The sequence below is a fragment of the Alkalihalobacillus sp. NPDC127517 genome (assembly GCF_050276055.1).
In the GTDB taxonomy this organism is placed as follows: Bacteria; Bacillota; Bacilli; order Bacillales; family Bacillaceae_D; genus Alkalicoccobacillus.
The window spans coordinates 1-14278 of record NZ_JBNNQX010000004.1 but is presented as its reverse complement, the minus strand read 5'-3'; the positions used below and the strand labels follow the sequence as shown (position 1 = coordinate 14278).

General features: G+C 42.9%; 13 protein-coding genes. All 13 read left to right on the top strand.

Annotation, left to right across the window (positions count from 1 at the left end):
* The first annotated feature begins 28 nt into the window (after positions 1–28).
* The 13 genes from ACQKKO_RS05810 to pyrE all read left to right on the top strand — a co-directional run bounded on the left by ACQKKO_RS05810 (position 29) and on the right by pyrE (position 14064).
* Positions 29–688, top strand: coding sequence for a TraR/DksA C4-type zinc finger protein (locus tag ACQKKO_RS05810; protein WP_498645222.1), 660 nt, complete (start codon positions 29–31; stop codon positions 686–688).
* A gap of 93 nt (positions 689–781) precedes the next feature.
* Positions 782–1249: a signal peptidase II gene (gene lspA / locus ACQKKO_RS05805; protein ID WP_498645220.1), complete on the top strand. Its 468-nt coding sequence runs from the start codon at positions 782–784 to the stop codon at positions 1247–1249.
* Positions 1246–2160 carry an RluA family pseudouridine synthase gene (locus ACQKKO_RS05800; RefSeq protein WP_498645218.1) on the top strand — a complete coding sequence of 305 codons (915 nt, stop codon included), beginning with the start codon at positions 1246–1248 and terminating at the stop codon, positions 2158–2160. The genes lspA and ACQKKO_RS05800 overlap by 4 nt, the downstream gene beginning before the upstream one ends.
* Positions 2161–2345: 185 nt before the next feature.
* Complete coding sequence (gene pyrR / locus ACQKKO_RS05795; RefSeq protein ID WP_498645217.1) at positions 2346–2900, top strand: bifunctional pyr operon transcriptional regulator/uracil phosphoribosyltransferase PyrR; 555 nt, start codon at positions 2346–2348, stop codon at positions 2898–2900.
* A 142-nt stretch (positions 2901–3042) separates the two neighbouring features.
* Positions 3043–4356: a solute carrier family 23 protein gene (locus ACQKKO_RS05790; protein ID WP_498645215.1), complete on the top strand. Its 1314-nt coding sequence runs from the start codon at positions 3043–3045 to the stop codon at positions 4354–4356.
* Positions 4357–4501: 145 nt separating this feature from the next.
* A complete protein-coding gene (locus tag ACQKKO_RS05785) occupies positions 4502–5413 on the top strand; it encodes an aspartate carbamoyltransferase catalytic subunit (protein ID WP_498645213.1) in 912 nt (303 codons plus the stop codon).
* A 12-nt stretch (positions 5414–5425) separates the two neighbouring features.
* Positions 5426–6706, top strand: coding sequence for a dihydroorotase (pyrC, locus tag ACQKKO_RS05780; RefSeq protein WP_498645211.1), 1281 nt, complete (start codon positions 5426–5428; stop codon positions 6704–6706).
* Complete coding sequence (gene carA / locus ACQKKO_RS05775; RefSeq protein WP_498645209.1) at positions 6703–7791, top strand: glutamine-hydrolyzing carbamoyl-phosphate synthase small subunit; 1089 nt, start codon at positions 6703–6705, stop codon at positions 7789–7791. Before pyrC ends, carA begins: the two co-directional genes overlap by 4 nt.
* A gap of 21 nt (positions 7792–7812) precedes the next feature.
* Positions 7813–11010, top strand: a complete 3198-nt coding sequence (gene carB / locus ACQKKO_RS05770; protein WP_498645207.1) for a carbamoyl-phosphate synthase large subunit — start codon at positions 7813–7815, stop codon at positions 11008–11010.
* 15 nt (positions 11011–11025) lie between these two features.
* Entirely contained in the window at positions 11026–11808 is a 783-nt protein-coding gene (locus ACQKKO_RS05765; RefSeq protein WP_498645205.1) for a dihydroorotate dehydrogenase electron transfer subunit, read from the top strand.
* Positions 11805–12734, top strand: a complete 930-nt coding sequence (locus ACQKKO_RS05760; RefSeq protein ID WP_498645203.1) for a dihydroorotate dehydrogenase — start codon at positions 11805–11807, stop codon at positions 12732–12734. The genes ACQKKO_RS05765 and ACQKKO_RS05760 overlap by 4 nt, the downstream gene beginning before the upstream one ends.
* Positions 12719–13444, top strand: a complete 726-nt coding sequence (pyrF, locus tag ACQKKO_RS05755) for an orotidine-5'-phosphate decarboxylase (protein ID WP_498645202.1) — start codon at positions 12719–12721, stop codon at positions 13442–13444. Before ACQKKO_RS05760 ends, pyrF begins: the two co-directional genes overlap by 16 nt.
* The gene (gene pyrE, locus ACQKKO_RS05750; RefSeq protein ID WP_498645200.1) at positions 13429–14064 is read left to right on the top strand and encodes an orotate phosphoribosyltransferase; all 636 of its coding nucleotides are present in this window, start codon (positions 13429–13431) and stop codon (positions 14062–14064) included. Before pyrF ends, pyrE begins: the two co-directional genes overlap by 16 nt.
* The last annotated feature ends 214 nt before the right edge of the window (positions 14065–14278 follow it).

Here is a 14278-nt window from a genome sequence, read left to right as displayed (position 1 = left end):
AGAAGACTAATGATTTAGGAGGCAGGGCATGAGAGACTATTCTGCAATCAAAACGCAATTGTTAAGTCAACAGCAACATCTAGAGGAACGACTTGATGGGCGAATAAATGGTGAAAAAATGGAGGCACTCTCAGATAACACGGGGGAGCTCTCGCAATATGATAACCACCCTGCAGATGCGGGTACAGATCTATATGAGCGAGAAAAGGATATGGCTTTGCATGCGCACCTTCGTGAAGAGTATGAAGAGGTGTTACATGCAATTGAAAAAATAGATAAAGGAACCTATGGGAAGTGTGAAATGACAGGTATTGAAATTCCTTTTGAAAGACTTGAGGCGAATCCGTTAGCTAGAGTGGCGGATACCAAGCGTCCAATGATGCCTGACTATCGACCTGTAGAAGAAGAAGTGCTAGGTGGGTTTGATCAAAATAACTACGATGGGTCTGACCAGGAAACGGAATTTGATAGTGAGGACTCGTATCAATCGGTTGAACGATTTAATGAACGTGATCTGACCTATGAGGATACAGTGTCCGAAGAGGAAGATGAAAATCGTGGGACGGTTGAACAGTATGAACAATTTGCAAGTACTGATATATATGGATATCAAGGTGATGTGAGCATTAACGTACAGCATAATCAATCATATGAAGAGTATTCAGATGAATTAGATGAGCAAGAATAAGGAATTGTGGCGATGGGGCGTGTCATCGCCATTTTTTTGTGCTACAATCTTAACGTAGTAAGTTTGTGAAGTGTTATGAGTGGGGGAACACAAGTGTCATATATTCTTGCATTAATTATGATTGCCATCGATCAATTAACAAAGTGGTTAGTCGTTGTAAACATGGAGCGTGGAGATTCAATTGAATTAATTCCAGGTGTTGCTTACATTACGTCTCACCGTAATATGGGAGCTGCTTTTGGAATTTTACAAGGTCAAATGTGGTTTTTCTACATTATTACAGTGATTGTAGTGGTTGGACTCATTTATTACATTCAAAAGGAAGCAAAGGGTCAACCGTCCCTTGGTATTCCCTTAGGCTTAATCCTGGGAGGAGCCATCGGTAATTTTATTGATCGCGTTTTTAGAGGCGAAGTAGTAGATTTCGCAGACACGTATATTTTTGGATATGATTTTGCTATTTTTAATGTGGCAGATTCGGCATTATGTATTGGGGTAGCTCTTCTATTGCTGAAATTTATCCGTGATGAAATGAAAGCAAAAAAGGAGAAGCAAGCATGAATCAATTTGAATTTACAGTAAATGAAGAACAAGCACAAACGAGAGTCGATAAACTATTAACAGACTTAATGGATGATGTATCAAGAAGCCAAATTCAAATTTGGATTAAAGATGGACATGTTACATTAAATAATGAGCCGGTGAAAAGTAATTATAAGGTGGAAGTGGCTGACCAGTTAACTGTGACGGTTCCTGAGGCGGTTGAACTAGAAGCAGTTGCTGAGGATATTCCTTTGGATGTAGTGTACGAAGACGAGGATGTTATTGTTATTAATAAACCTCGTGGGATGGTTGTACATCCAGCACCAGGTCACCCAAATGGCACACTTGTTAATGCGTTACTCCATCATTGTTCCGATCTTCCGGGAATCAATGGTGTGATTCGCCCTGGAATTGTTCACCGGATTGATAAGGATACGTCTGGTTTATTAATGGTCGCTAAAAATGACAAGGCTCATGAGTCACTGGTGGATCAATTAAAAGCAAAAACAACCAAACGTCTGTATCAAACTATCGTTCACGGTGTTATACCACACGAGCATGGGACAGTAGATGCGCCGATCGGTCGTGACAAGCGGGATCGTCAAAGTATGGCGGTGACTGATATGAACGGTCGCGACGCTGTCACTCATTTTACAGTTGTTGAAACGTTTGAAAAGTATTCATATATCACGTGTCAGCTTGAAACAGGACGTACACACCAAATCCGTGTTCACATGAAGTATATTGGGCATCCTGTTGCAGGTGATCCTAAGTACGGTCCGAAGAAAACTCTTGATATTAAAGGACAGGCACTACATGCATCCGTGCTTGGTTTCACACACCCTCGTACAGGTGAAGATATGGTATTTGAAGCGCCAATGCCAGAGGATATGAAGGTTCTACTTAAAAAACTGCAAGTTAGTCGTTGACATACATCGACAAGTTTGCGATACTAAATGTAATCAAATGATCCTTTAAGATCAGTCCTGAGAGGCTGGGAAGGAAAACGGAACGCACAATTTAGTTCGTAGGGTGAACTGTATTCTCTGTGCAAACGAGACCTCTTCCCAGCATTCGGAAGAGGTCTTTTTATCATCACAAAGGAGATGAGTGTATGCCACGTATCATTCTTGATGAAGCAGCCATTAATCGCGCCATTACACGAATTGCGCATGAGATTATTGAGCGTAATAAAGGTGTAGAACAATGCGTACTCGTAGGAATAAAAACACGCGGTGTACATCTTGCTGCTCGCCTAGCTCGGAAAATCGAACAAATCGAAGGAGACGATATTCCTGTTGGCGAAGTAGACATTACCTTGTACCGAGATGATTTAAGTCACGAACATCAGGATGAAGAACCGATCCTTCAAGGAACCGACATACCAGTTAATATAGCCGGATTAAAAGTTATTTTAGTCGATGACGTATTATTCACTGGACGTACAGTAAGAGCAGCACTGGATGCTTTGATTGACTTAGGTCGACCAGAACAAATTCAGCTTGCAGTCTTGGTAGATCGTGGCCATAGAGAGCTTCCGATACGACCGGATTTTGTAGGTAAGAATGTACCAACTTCTAAAACGGAGATTATTTCTGCAAGAGTGACGGAAGCAGATGGAGCCGATGAAGTGGTCATTGATCAACGTTCAGAAACAAGTATACATTAAACCTCTTTAAAAACAGTCCAGAGAGGCTGGCAAGAGGGTTAGGAAATAGCGTGGCTACCATTGGCCCCGGTCTATTTCTTACGCCCCCTTGCCGCGAGCATGGGGGTTTTTTGATAGAGAAATAGGAGTAGGAGAGATTTCATTGATTCAAGGAAAAGAAGTAGGCATTCGCGAAATACCGAGAGCCGATAAGTGGTTATTGTTCAGTTTACAGCATTTATTCGCCATGTTTGGCGCAACCGTATTGGTTCCATTTCTAGTTGGGATTAGCCCTGCAACGGCATTACTAACAAGCGGGCTAGGAACACTTGCATACCTACTTGTCACAAAAGGACAAATACCAGCTTATTTAGGTTCTTCATTCGCTTTCATTATCCCGATACAATCAGCGACCTTGATCGGTGGTATGGAAGGAGCGATGGTTGGAGCTTTTCTAGCCGGACTCGTATACGGAGTAGTTGCACTCATTATAAAGTCTGTTGGTGTAAACTGGCTCATGAAGATCTTACCTCCAATCGTTGTTGGACCGGTCATCATGGTTATCGGTTTAAGTTTAGCAGGTAGTGCGGTTAATCAAGCGATGTATAACGCAGCTTCTGAATATAGTGTGAATTATTTAATGACAGCCTTAGTTACATTAGGCATTACGATCATTGCAACGATGTTCTTTAAAGGATTCTTAGGACTGGTGCCGATCTTGTTTGGACTGGTAGGTGGGTATAGCTTTGCTTACTTCCTAGGACTTGTTGATACAACAGGAATTAAAGAAGCAGCTTGGTTCTCGGTTCCTGAGATGATCGTGCCGTTTGTCACCTATACGCCTAGCTTTTCATGGAGCATAGCCTTTATCATGGTTCCGGTGGCTGTTGTCACACTGTCAGAGCATATTGGTCAACAAATGGTTATCAGTAAGGTAGCTGGACGTAACTTTATCAAAAAGCCGGGGTTACACCGTTCAATCCTTGGAGATGGAGTAGCAACTGTGATTGCTGCAGGTCTTGGAGGACCACCAAACACTACGTACGGCGAAAACATTGGCGTCATGACCATTACTCGAGTGTTTAGTGTCTTTGTTATCGGAGGCGCAGCGGTTCTCGCGATTATCTTCTCCTTTATCGGTAAGGTCTCTGCGATTATCTCATCCATTCCTTCACCGGTTATGGGGGGAGTATCCATTCTCTTATTCGGTATCATCGCATCATCTGGTTTGCGTATGTTAATTGATAACCAAATTAACATCGGTGAAAAGCGTAATCTGATCATCTCATCAGTGGTCTTAGTTCTCGGAATTGGTGGTGCCTTCATTCAAGTGAATGAATCGGTTCAAATCCCGGGAATGGCAGTTGCAGCAATCGTTGGGATTTTCCTACACCTGGTTCTCCCTAATAAGGAGATTAGCTATGGACAAACAGACATGTTTGGTGAGATGAAAGAAGAGCCTGCTCAAACTAAATAAATGACAAGCGTATCTTTAAGAAAAGTACAGAGAGACTTTCAAGGTATGGATAAACAAGCAGACTACCTGTCTGTTTGAACCTGCCTGGAAAGTGTCACTTTCCAGGCATTTTTGTTTTAATCGGATGATTAGAGGAGGAGTTAAGATGGTGATGAGCATTCATATCAACGAACGAAAAAATCTTGTTTCTGTCTCAGACTTAACAACAGCTGAGGTTCAAGCTCTGCTGAACGAGGCACAAGCGTTTGCAGACGGGAAAATGTGGACGCCTGACACACCTAAGTTTGTCGCTAATCTGTTTTTTGAGCCAAGTACAAGAACTCGTTTCAGCTTTGAAGTAGCGCAAAAGAAATTGGGGCTTGAACTCCTTCAGTTTGACGGAGAGACCTCAAGTGTCAAAAAGGGCGAATCGTTGTATGACACAATAAAAACGCTTGAATCCATAGGAGCTGATGTCGTTGTGATCAGGCATCCCGAGGACGAGTATTATGCGAAACTTCTTCCAAAGCTTTCGATTCCGATTATTAATGCAGGTGACGGATGTGGACAGCATCCAACTCAGTCCTTACTCGATCTTCTAACCATTCAACAGGAATTTGGAGAGTTTGACAATTTAGATGTAGTGATTTGTGGAGACCTCAGACATAGCAGGGTAGCACGTTCAAATGCAGAAATGCTTTCAAAGCTTGGTGCGAATGTCTGGATTTGCGGCCCACGCTCATGGATGAATGGATTTGAAGATCACTACGGATATCTCTCCATGGACGAGGCCGTAAAAAAAGCGGATGTTATGATGATGCTCAGAATTCAGCATGAGAGACATGATGGAAATGAAAGCTTTTCAAAAGATCAATATCATGATCAGTACGGTTTAACCATTAAACGAGAACAAATGATGAAAAAGCATAGTATTATTCTTCATCCAGCCCCGGTGAATCGCGGGGTTGAAATTGCCGACGAGCTTGTTGAATGCGAGCGGTCGCGTATTTTTAAACAAATGAAAAACGGTGTTTTTGTACGAATGGCAGTATTAAAACGAGCACTTAAACATATCTAAGGAGGCGTTAACATGGGAATTAAGCTAATCAACGGAAACGTACTAACGCAGGATGGAGAGCAAGTACTAAAGGATGTCTATATGATTAATGGACAAATTCAATACGAAGCTGATCCAAGTGATGTGACTGAAACCATTGATGTAGAAGGGAACCTCATTCTTCCAGGATTTGTTGACGCACATGTGCACCTACGTGAGCCAGGTGGTGAGAAAAAGGAAACGATTGAAACAGGAACAAATGCAGCAGCAAGAGGCGGTTTTACAACCATTGCAGCGATGCCAAATACGCGTCCAGTGCCCGATACACCTGAACAAATGGAATGGTTAGTTAACCGGGCAAAAGAAACAGGATCGGTTCGAGTCCTTCCATACGCTTCAATTACAACAAGACAATTAGGGCAGGAGCTCACTGATTTTAAAGGGTTAAAAGAAGCAGGTGCGTTTGCTTTCACAGATGATGGTGTTGGTGTTCAGTCTGCTGGTGTGATGCTTGAAGCGATGAAACGTGCAGCAGAGGTAGATATGGCCATTGTTGCTCACTGTGAAGACAATACACTCATTCAAAATGGTTCAGTACATGAAGGAAACTTTTCCAAAGAACAAGGTATCAATGGTATCCCATCTGTCTGTGAATCGGTACATATTGCAAGAGATGTCCTCCTTGCAGAAGCAGCAGGTGCACATTACCATGTATGCCACATTAGTACAAAGGAATCGGTACGTGTTGTACGAGATGCGAAGCGAGCGGGTATCCGTGTGACAGCAGAAGTGACTCCGCATCACTTATTACTTTGTGAGGATAACATACCAGGTCTTGATACAAATTTTAAAATGAATCCACCACTCAGAGGCAGCGAGGATCATGCAGCCTTAATCGAAGGATTACTCGATGGAACGATTGATTTTATTGCGACAGATCATGCACCTCATACGGAAGAAGAGAAAAATGCGCCAATTGAACGAGCACCTTTTGGAATTGTTGGACTTGAGACAGCCTTTCCACTTCTTTATACAGAATTTGTCCAAAAAGACCGCATGACGCTAAAACAGCTTGTTGATTGGTTAACGGTCATTCCAGCAAAAACATTTGGTCTCGACTCAGGAACTCTTGAAGCAGGTGCAAAGGCGGATGTTACGGTTGTTAACTTACAACGGACAGAACCAATCCAAAAGCAACACTTTGCATCAAAAGGAAAGAATACGCCATTTGAAGGCTGGAACTGTGCTGGATGGTCCGTGCAAACATTTGTAGATGGAAAATTGGTTTGGGAAAAGGAGAAGATCACAAAATGAAAAAACAACTAATCTTAGAAAATGGCGAAGTACTAGCAGGTATAGGGTTCGGAGCGGATCAAGAGATGAGTGGAGAGGTTGTTTTTAACACAGGAATGACTGGCTATCAGGAAATTTTATCAGACCCTTCTTACTGTGGTCAGATTGTTACATTGACTTATCCACTCATCGGAAATTATGGAATTAACCGAGATGACTTTGAGTCAATCAGCCCGGCAATCCATGGATTAATCGTTCGTGAGGTGGAGCTCGCTCCTAGTCACTGGCGTAACGCGGAATCACTTGATACATTGTTACGTGCAAAAGGAATTCCAGGACTGTCTGGCATAGATACACGTAAGTTGACGCGGATGATCCGAGAAGTAGGAACATTAAAAGGGCGTATCTGTTCTATGAATGTAAATGTTCAGGACGTTGTGCAAGACTTAAAGGATAGCGCACCACTTCAAGATCAAGTATCAAGGGTATCAACAAAGGACCCTTACCATGTGCCGGGAAATGGAAAACGTGTGGTGTTGGTTGACTGTGGCATGAAGCACGGAATCCTACTTGAACTCATTGAACGAGGATGCGATGTTGTAGTTGTACCTTACAACACACCCGCAGAGGAAATCATTCGCCTAGGAGCAGACGGAGTACTTGTCTCTAATGGACCAGGAAATCCTCAGGATGTACCGGAAACGATTCAAACGGTAAAAGATTTACTTGGAAACGTTCCATTGTTCGGTATCTGCTTAGGCCATCAGCTTCTTGCTTTAGCATCAGGAGCAACAACAAGTAAACTGCGTTTTGGTCATCGTGGTTCAAACCATCCAGTTCGAGAGTGTTCAACTGGAGCCATTGATATTACAGCCCAAAATCACGGATACACGGTTGATCATGAATCTCTTAAAGGAACAAATTTAATGATCACACACATCGCAGTAAATGATGAAACAGTAGAAGGGCTATCGCATAAGGACTATCCAGCGTTTAGCGTGCAGTATCATCCTGAGGCGAATCCTGGACCGCATGATGCGAACCATTTATTTGATCAGTTTATGGCGTTAATGAATCAAACACAAACAACAAATGTACTAGCGTAAATAGAAAAGGGGATGAGTAGCATGGGGAAACGTACAGATATAAACAAAATTTTGGTGATTGGGTCTGGTCCAATCGTAATCGGTCAAGCTGCGGAATTTGATTACGCAGGTACACAGGCATGCCAAGCATTAAAAGAAGAAGGCTATGAAGTCATCCTAATCAATTCAAATCCGGCTACTATCATGACAGATACAACAATGGCCGATCGCGTGTACATTGAACCCATTACATTAGAGTTTGTTAGTCGAATTATTCGTCAGGAACAACCGGACGGTATTTTAGCCACACTTGGAGGGCAAACAGGGCTAAACATGGCAATGGAGCTTGAGCAATCAGGTATCCTTGAAGCATATGGAATTGAGCTTCTTGGAACAAAACTTGATGCGATTCAGCAAGCCGAGGATAGAGAACAGTTCCGCTCCTTAATGTATGAACTAGGCGAACCTGTGCCTGAGAGTGAGATTGTGCATACCCTTGATGAAGCACTTCAGTTTGTTCAAACGATTGGCTATCCAGTCATCGTTCGTCCGGCCTACACACTTGGCGGAACAGGCGGCGGCATTGTGCATAATGAAGAAGAACTCATCGAGATTGTCCAGAGTGGGTTAAAATACAGTCCTGTGACGCAGTGCTTAGTTGAAAAAAGCATTGCTGGCTTTAAAGAAGTAGAATACGAGGTTATGCGTGATAGCAAAAACCAGGCAATTGTTGTTTGTAACATGGAAAACTTTGATCCAGTAGGTGTACACACAGGGGATTCCATCGTAACCGCACCAAGCCAAACGTTAACAGACCGTGATTATCAAATGCTACGAAATTCCTCCCTTTCAATCATTCGTGCCCTAGGCATTGAGGGTGGGTGTAACGTTCAATTTGCACTTGATGCAGATAGTAATCAGTACTACATTATTGAGGTAAATCCACGTGTGAGTCGCTCATCCGCACTTGCTTCAAAAGCTACAGGCTATCCGATTGCCAAAATGGCAGCAAAGATTGCTGTAGGATACAGCCTAGATGAATTAAAAAATCCGATCACCGGCACAACCTATGCCAGCTTTGAGCCAGCACTTGATTACGTTGTGACAAAAATACCGAGATGGCCATTTGATAAGTTTGAAGCAGCCAACCGTCGTCTAGGAACACAAATGAAAGCAACTGGTGAAGTCATGGCCATAGGACGCTCATTTGAAGAATCCATTTTAAAGGCTGTTCGTTCGCTTGAAGCAGGCTATGATCACTTAATTGATCCGGATATGCCAGCTTTATCAACTGAAGACCTTTGTAAAAAGATTTCAAGACCAGATGATCAGAGAATGTTTGCGATTGGTGAGCTGTTAAGACGTGGTGTTGGCATTCAAGAGATCCATGACCTAACAAAAATTGATTTCTTCTTCCTTCAGAAGCTGGAGCGTATTGTTCAGCTTGAAAGCGAGCTACTCGAGAATCGAAACGATGACGAACTACTTGAACAAGCAAAGCGCCTAGGATTTGCTGACTCATACCTTGCAAGAATCTGGGGAATGGATGAAGCAGAACTCTACCAATCACGTAAGGAAAAAGGCATTGTACCTGTCTACAAAATGGTCGATACATGTGCAGCAGAGTTTGAATCGAGCACTCCATATTTCTACGGAACCTATGAAGAAGAAAATGAGTCCATTCGAACAGATAAGAAAAGTATCTTAGTACTAGGATCTGGACCCATTCGAATTGGACAGGGTATTGAGTTTGATTATGCAACGGTTCATTCAGTCTGGGCCATTCGTGAAGCAGGCTACGAAGCGATTATTATGAATAACAACCCGGAAACGGTATCGACTGACTTTAGTACCTCTGACAAGCTGTACTTTGAACCGCTGACAATTGAAGACGTCATGCACGTGATTGATTTAGAGCAGCCAGAAGGAGTCATTGTTCAGTTTGGTGGTCAGACGGCAATTAACCTAGCCGATGAGCTTGAAAACCGTGGGGTGAAAATTATAGGAACCTCACTTGAAAACATGGATCGCGCCGAGAACCGAGATAAATTCGAGCAAGCGCTATTAGAACTAGATATTCCACAGCCACTCGGACGAACAGCAACATCTGTCGAGGAAGCGGTCGTCATTGCGACAGACATTGGCTACCCAGTACTCGTACGTCCTTCCTATGTACTTGGTGGACGAGCAATGGAAATTGTCTATAAAGAAGCTGAGCTATTAAATTACATGGCTAATGCAGTAAAAGTGAATCCAAAGCATCCCGTCTTAATTGATAGGTACTTAACAGGAAAAGAACTTGAGGTTGATGCGATCTCTGACGGAGAGAATGTTTTCATCCCAGGTATCATGGAACACATTGAACGTGCAGGAGTACACTCAGGAGATTCAATCGCGGTCTACCCAACCCAGTCGGTTCCAGAAGAATTAAAGCAGCGATTAATTGATCGTACGATTGCCATTGCACGAGGTTTAAAAATTGTTGGTCTACTAAACATTCAATTTGTATGGCACAAAGATGATGTGTATGTATTGGAAGTTAATCCGCGCTCAAGCCGTACAGTTCCATTCTTAAGCAAAATTACAGGTGTGTCTATGGCGAACCTTGCTACCAAAGTGATGTTAGGTAAGACATTACCAGAGCTTGGGTTTAAGACAGGCTATCAATCAGAACCGAAGGAAGTTTCAGTAAAAGTACCAGTGTTCTCATTTGCTAAGCTACGTCGAGTAGATATTACACTTGGACCTGAAATGAAATCTACAGGAGAAGTCATGGGTCGAGATGTAACGTTAGAGAAGGCACTTTACAAGGGCTTGATTGCCTCAGGTATGAAAATCCCAACTCATGGTTCAGTTTTGTTCACAATCGCTGATAAGGACAAAGAAGAAGCAATGAGTCTTGTTCATCGCTTCCACCGAATTGGATACAGCCTACAAGCAACCGCTGGAACGGCAAAACTTATTAAGGAAGCAGGCATTCCAGTGCAAGTTGTCAACAAGATTGGCGAAGAAAAACCTCATCTGCTTGATACCATCCGCCAAGGAGAAGCGCAATTTGTGATCAATACGTTGACAAGAGGAAAGCAAACAGCACGAGATGGCTTCCGAATTCGTCGGGAATCTGTTGAAAATGGAGTTGTGTGCTTAACATCGATTGATACGGCAGACGCACTACTACGCGTGCTAGAATCAATCACGTTTTCTTCAGAAAGTATGCCAGCGATGCAAACACAGGCTTAAGGGGGGGATGTCACGATGCAACAGAAACGAGGTACGCTAACAGTTGTAAGACAACATGAAATTGCGCGTAATATTTTTGAATTGACATGTCACGGAGAACTTGTGCAGCAAATGCGTGAGCCAGGACAATTTCTTCATATCAAAGTGGATTCTTACGACGATCTTTTATTACGACGCCCCATTAGTATATGTGATGTAAACCTTGAAACAAGTGAAATGAAGATGATTTACCGAGCAGAAGGCGCTGGAACTAAGCGTCTCTCTGCAAAAACTGATGGTGTGGCAATAGACACGCTTGGACCGCTTGGGCATGGCTTTCCATTAGACGCAGCACAAACCGGTGATCATGCGCTGCTTGTTGGAGGTGGAATTGGTGTTCCTCCACTTTACTATCTGGCAAAAGAGCTTGTTAAAAAAGGTGTAGAGGTAACGGCAGTGCTTGGCTTCCAATCAAGACAAGACGCGTTTTACGAACAAGAGTTTAAGGCGCTCGGAGCTTGTTATGTAGCAACGGTAGACGGCAGTTACGGGGTTAAAGGCTTTGTCACAGATGCAATCGATCAAGAGGTAAAAGCGTTTGACGTGCTTTATGCGTGTGGACCAACTCCGATGCTTGCTTCTTTGACAGAACGGTACCGTGAGCGTAAAGCGTTCTTATCATTTGAGGAAAGAATGGGATGTGGCATTGGTGCATGCTTTGCTTGTGTATGCCACGTAGAATCAGATCCAGAGGGTGCTTCGTATCGTAAAGTATGTACGGATGGGCCAGTATTCCCTGTAGGGGAGGTTGTTGTATGAGTCGTTTACACATAGAGTTACCCGGATTATCAATGAAGAACCCCATTATGCCTGCATCAGGCTGTTTTGGATTTGGTAAGGAATATGCTGAATTCTATGATTTAAGTGAGCTTGGAGCAATTGCGATTAAAGCAACAACAGCAGAGCCTAGATTTGGGAATCCAACACCTCGTGTGGCGGAAACAAAATCAGGTATGTTAAATGCAATTGGTTTGCAAAATCCAGGACTTAACGCAGTGATTCAACAAGAACTGCCTCGATTGGCGGCTTATGATGTGCCGATTCTTGCCAATGTAGCAGGCTCTGAAATGGAAGACTATATTGAAGTGGCAGAGACGATTTCAAAGGTTAAAAATGTCCATGCACTTGAATTAAATATCTCCTGCCCAAATGTAAAAAAGGGCGGGATTGCTTTTGGAACGATTCCTGAAGTCGCGGCTGAGTTAACACGTGAAGTCAAACGAGTATCATCCGTACCTGTATATGTAAAACTATCTCCTAATATTGCGGATATTGTCACCATGGCAAAAGCAGTAGAAGCGGCTGGCGCGGATGGGTTATCAATGATTAATACACTCCTTGGTTCGCGAATTGATATCAGGACCAGAAAACCAATTCTAGCTAATCAGTATGGCGGATTATCTGGTCCAGCCATTAAACCAGTGGCAATTCGAATGGTTCATCAAGTCAGTCAAGCGGTTGACATTCCAATTATCGGAATGGGAGGCGTGCAAACGGTTGAAGACGTTATTGAATTCTTACTTGCAGGGGCAAGTGCAGTAGCAGTAGGTACGGCTAACTTTGTCGATCCGACGATTTGTCCAACGCTCATTAAGCAGCTTCCGGACATGCTAGATGAACTTGGTGCTGACCATGTACAAGATCTAATTGGAGGGAGCTGGAAGGAAACATGCACAATCCGTTAATTATTGCTTTAGACTTTGAGCAAAAAGAAAAACGACAAGCCTTTCTAGCTCATTTTAAAGGAGAAACATTAGATCTGAAAATTGGAATGGAAGGCTTTTACCGCGAAGGTGCTGGTGTGATTGAGGAACTAAAAAAACAGGGGCATCGTATTTTCCTGGACCTTAAGCTTCATGACATCCCAAATACCGTCAAGCAAGCAATGAAAGCATTGGCAAGTCTCGATGTTGATCTTGTAAATGTTCATGCTGCCGGGGGTCAAAGGATGATGGAGGCAGCACGTGAAGGACTTGAAGCAGGGACACTCGCTGGACGTGACCGCGCAAAGCTTATAGCAGTCACTCAGCTAACAAGTACAAGTCAGCAAATGCTTACAAATGATTTATTAATCAATCAACCAATAAATGACGTTGTCGCTCATTACGCATGGGTAACAAAGGAGTCAGGATTAGACGGGGTGGTATGCTCCGCTCATGAAGTCGCTGATATTCATCAAGTGTGTGGTTCAACATTCCTAACTGTTACACCAGGAATTCGATTAGCTGGAGACGATCCTAGCGATCAGCACCGAATTGTTACACCTTTTGAGGCAAGAGAAAAGGGAAGCTGGGGTATCGTTGTGGGTCGAAGTATCACAAAGGCCGCAGATCCGTATGCAGCGTATCAACAAGTGAAAACAGAATGGGAGATGAAAGCATGTCAAACAAAGTAACCTTTGCAGAAACATTATTATCTATTGAAGCCGTAAGTCTAAAGCCTGCAGATCCATTCACATGGAGCTCAGGGATCAAATCACCCATCTACTGTGATAATCGTTTGACCCTTTCTTATCCTAAAGTTCGTCGTGAGATTGCAAAGGGATTAGCATATCTGATCAAAACAAACTATCCCGATGTTGATGTGATTGCAGGAACAGCAACCGCTGGAATTCCGCATGCTGCATGGGTAAGTGATGAGCTTGAATTACCAATGATCTATGTTAGAGGAAGCGCAAAGGGACACGGGAAACAAAAGCGAATCGAAGGCAAGCTTGAAGCAGGACAAAAAGTGGTTGTCATTGAAGATCTAATCTCAACCGGAGGGAGCTCTTTATCTGCTGTGGAGGCAGTACGAGAAGACGGAGCTGAAGTGCTTGGGGTTGCTGCGATTTTTACATATGAGCTTGAAAAAGCAATGGAGCAATTAAAAGCAGCAGAAGTTGAAGCAACGGTTTTAACAGATTACACAACCCTGATCCAAGTAGCAAAAGAAACTCAAGTGATTACAGAAGAAGAACAAAGCATGCTCGCAAAATGGAGAGAGAATCCGCAGTCTGATGCGTGGATGAAGTAAAAGGAATAAGAAAGAAAAGGCTGGTACGTATCGAAAAATCAATTAGAAAAATGGCGAATGATTCAATCATTGAATCATTCGCCATTTATATTTTAGTAAAACGAGCGAAAGGAGAACCCGAGACTCCCTCCGAAAAAGTTAATGTATCAATGGTTTTAAGGTTTTTAAAGAGATAAAAATATTTTTTATGAATCAATCAATATCATCATCATTC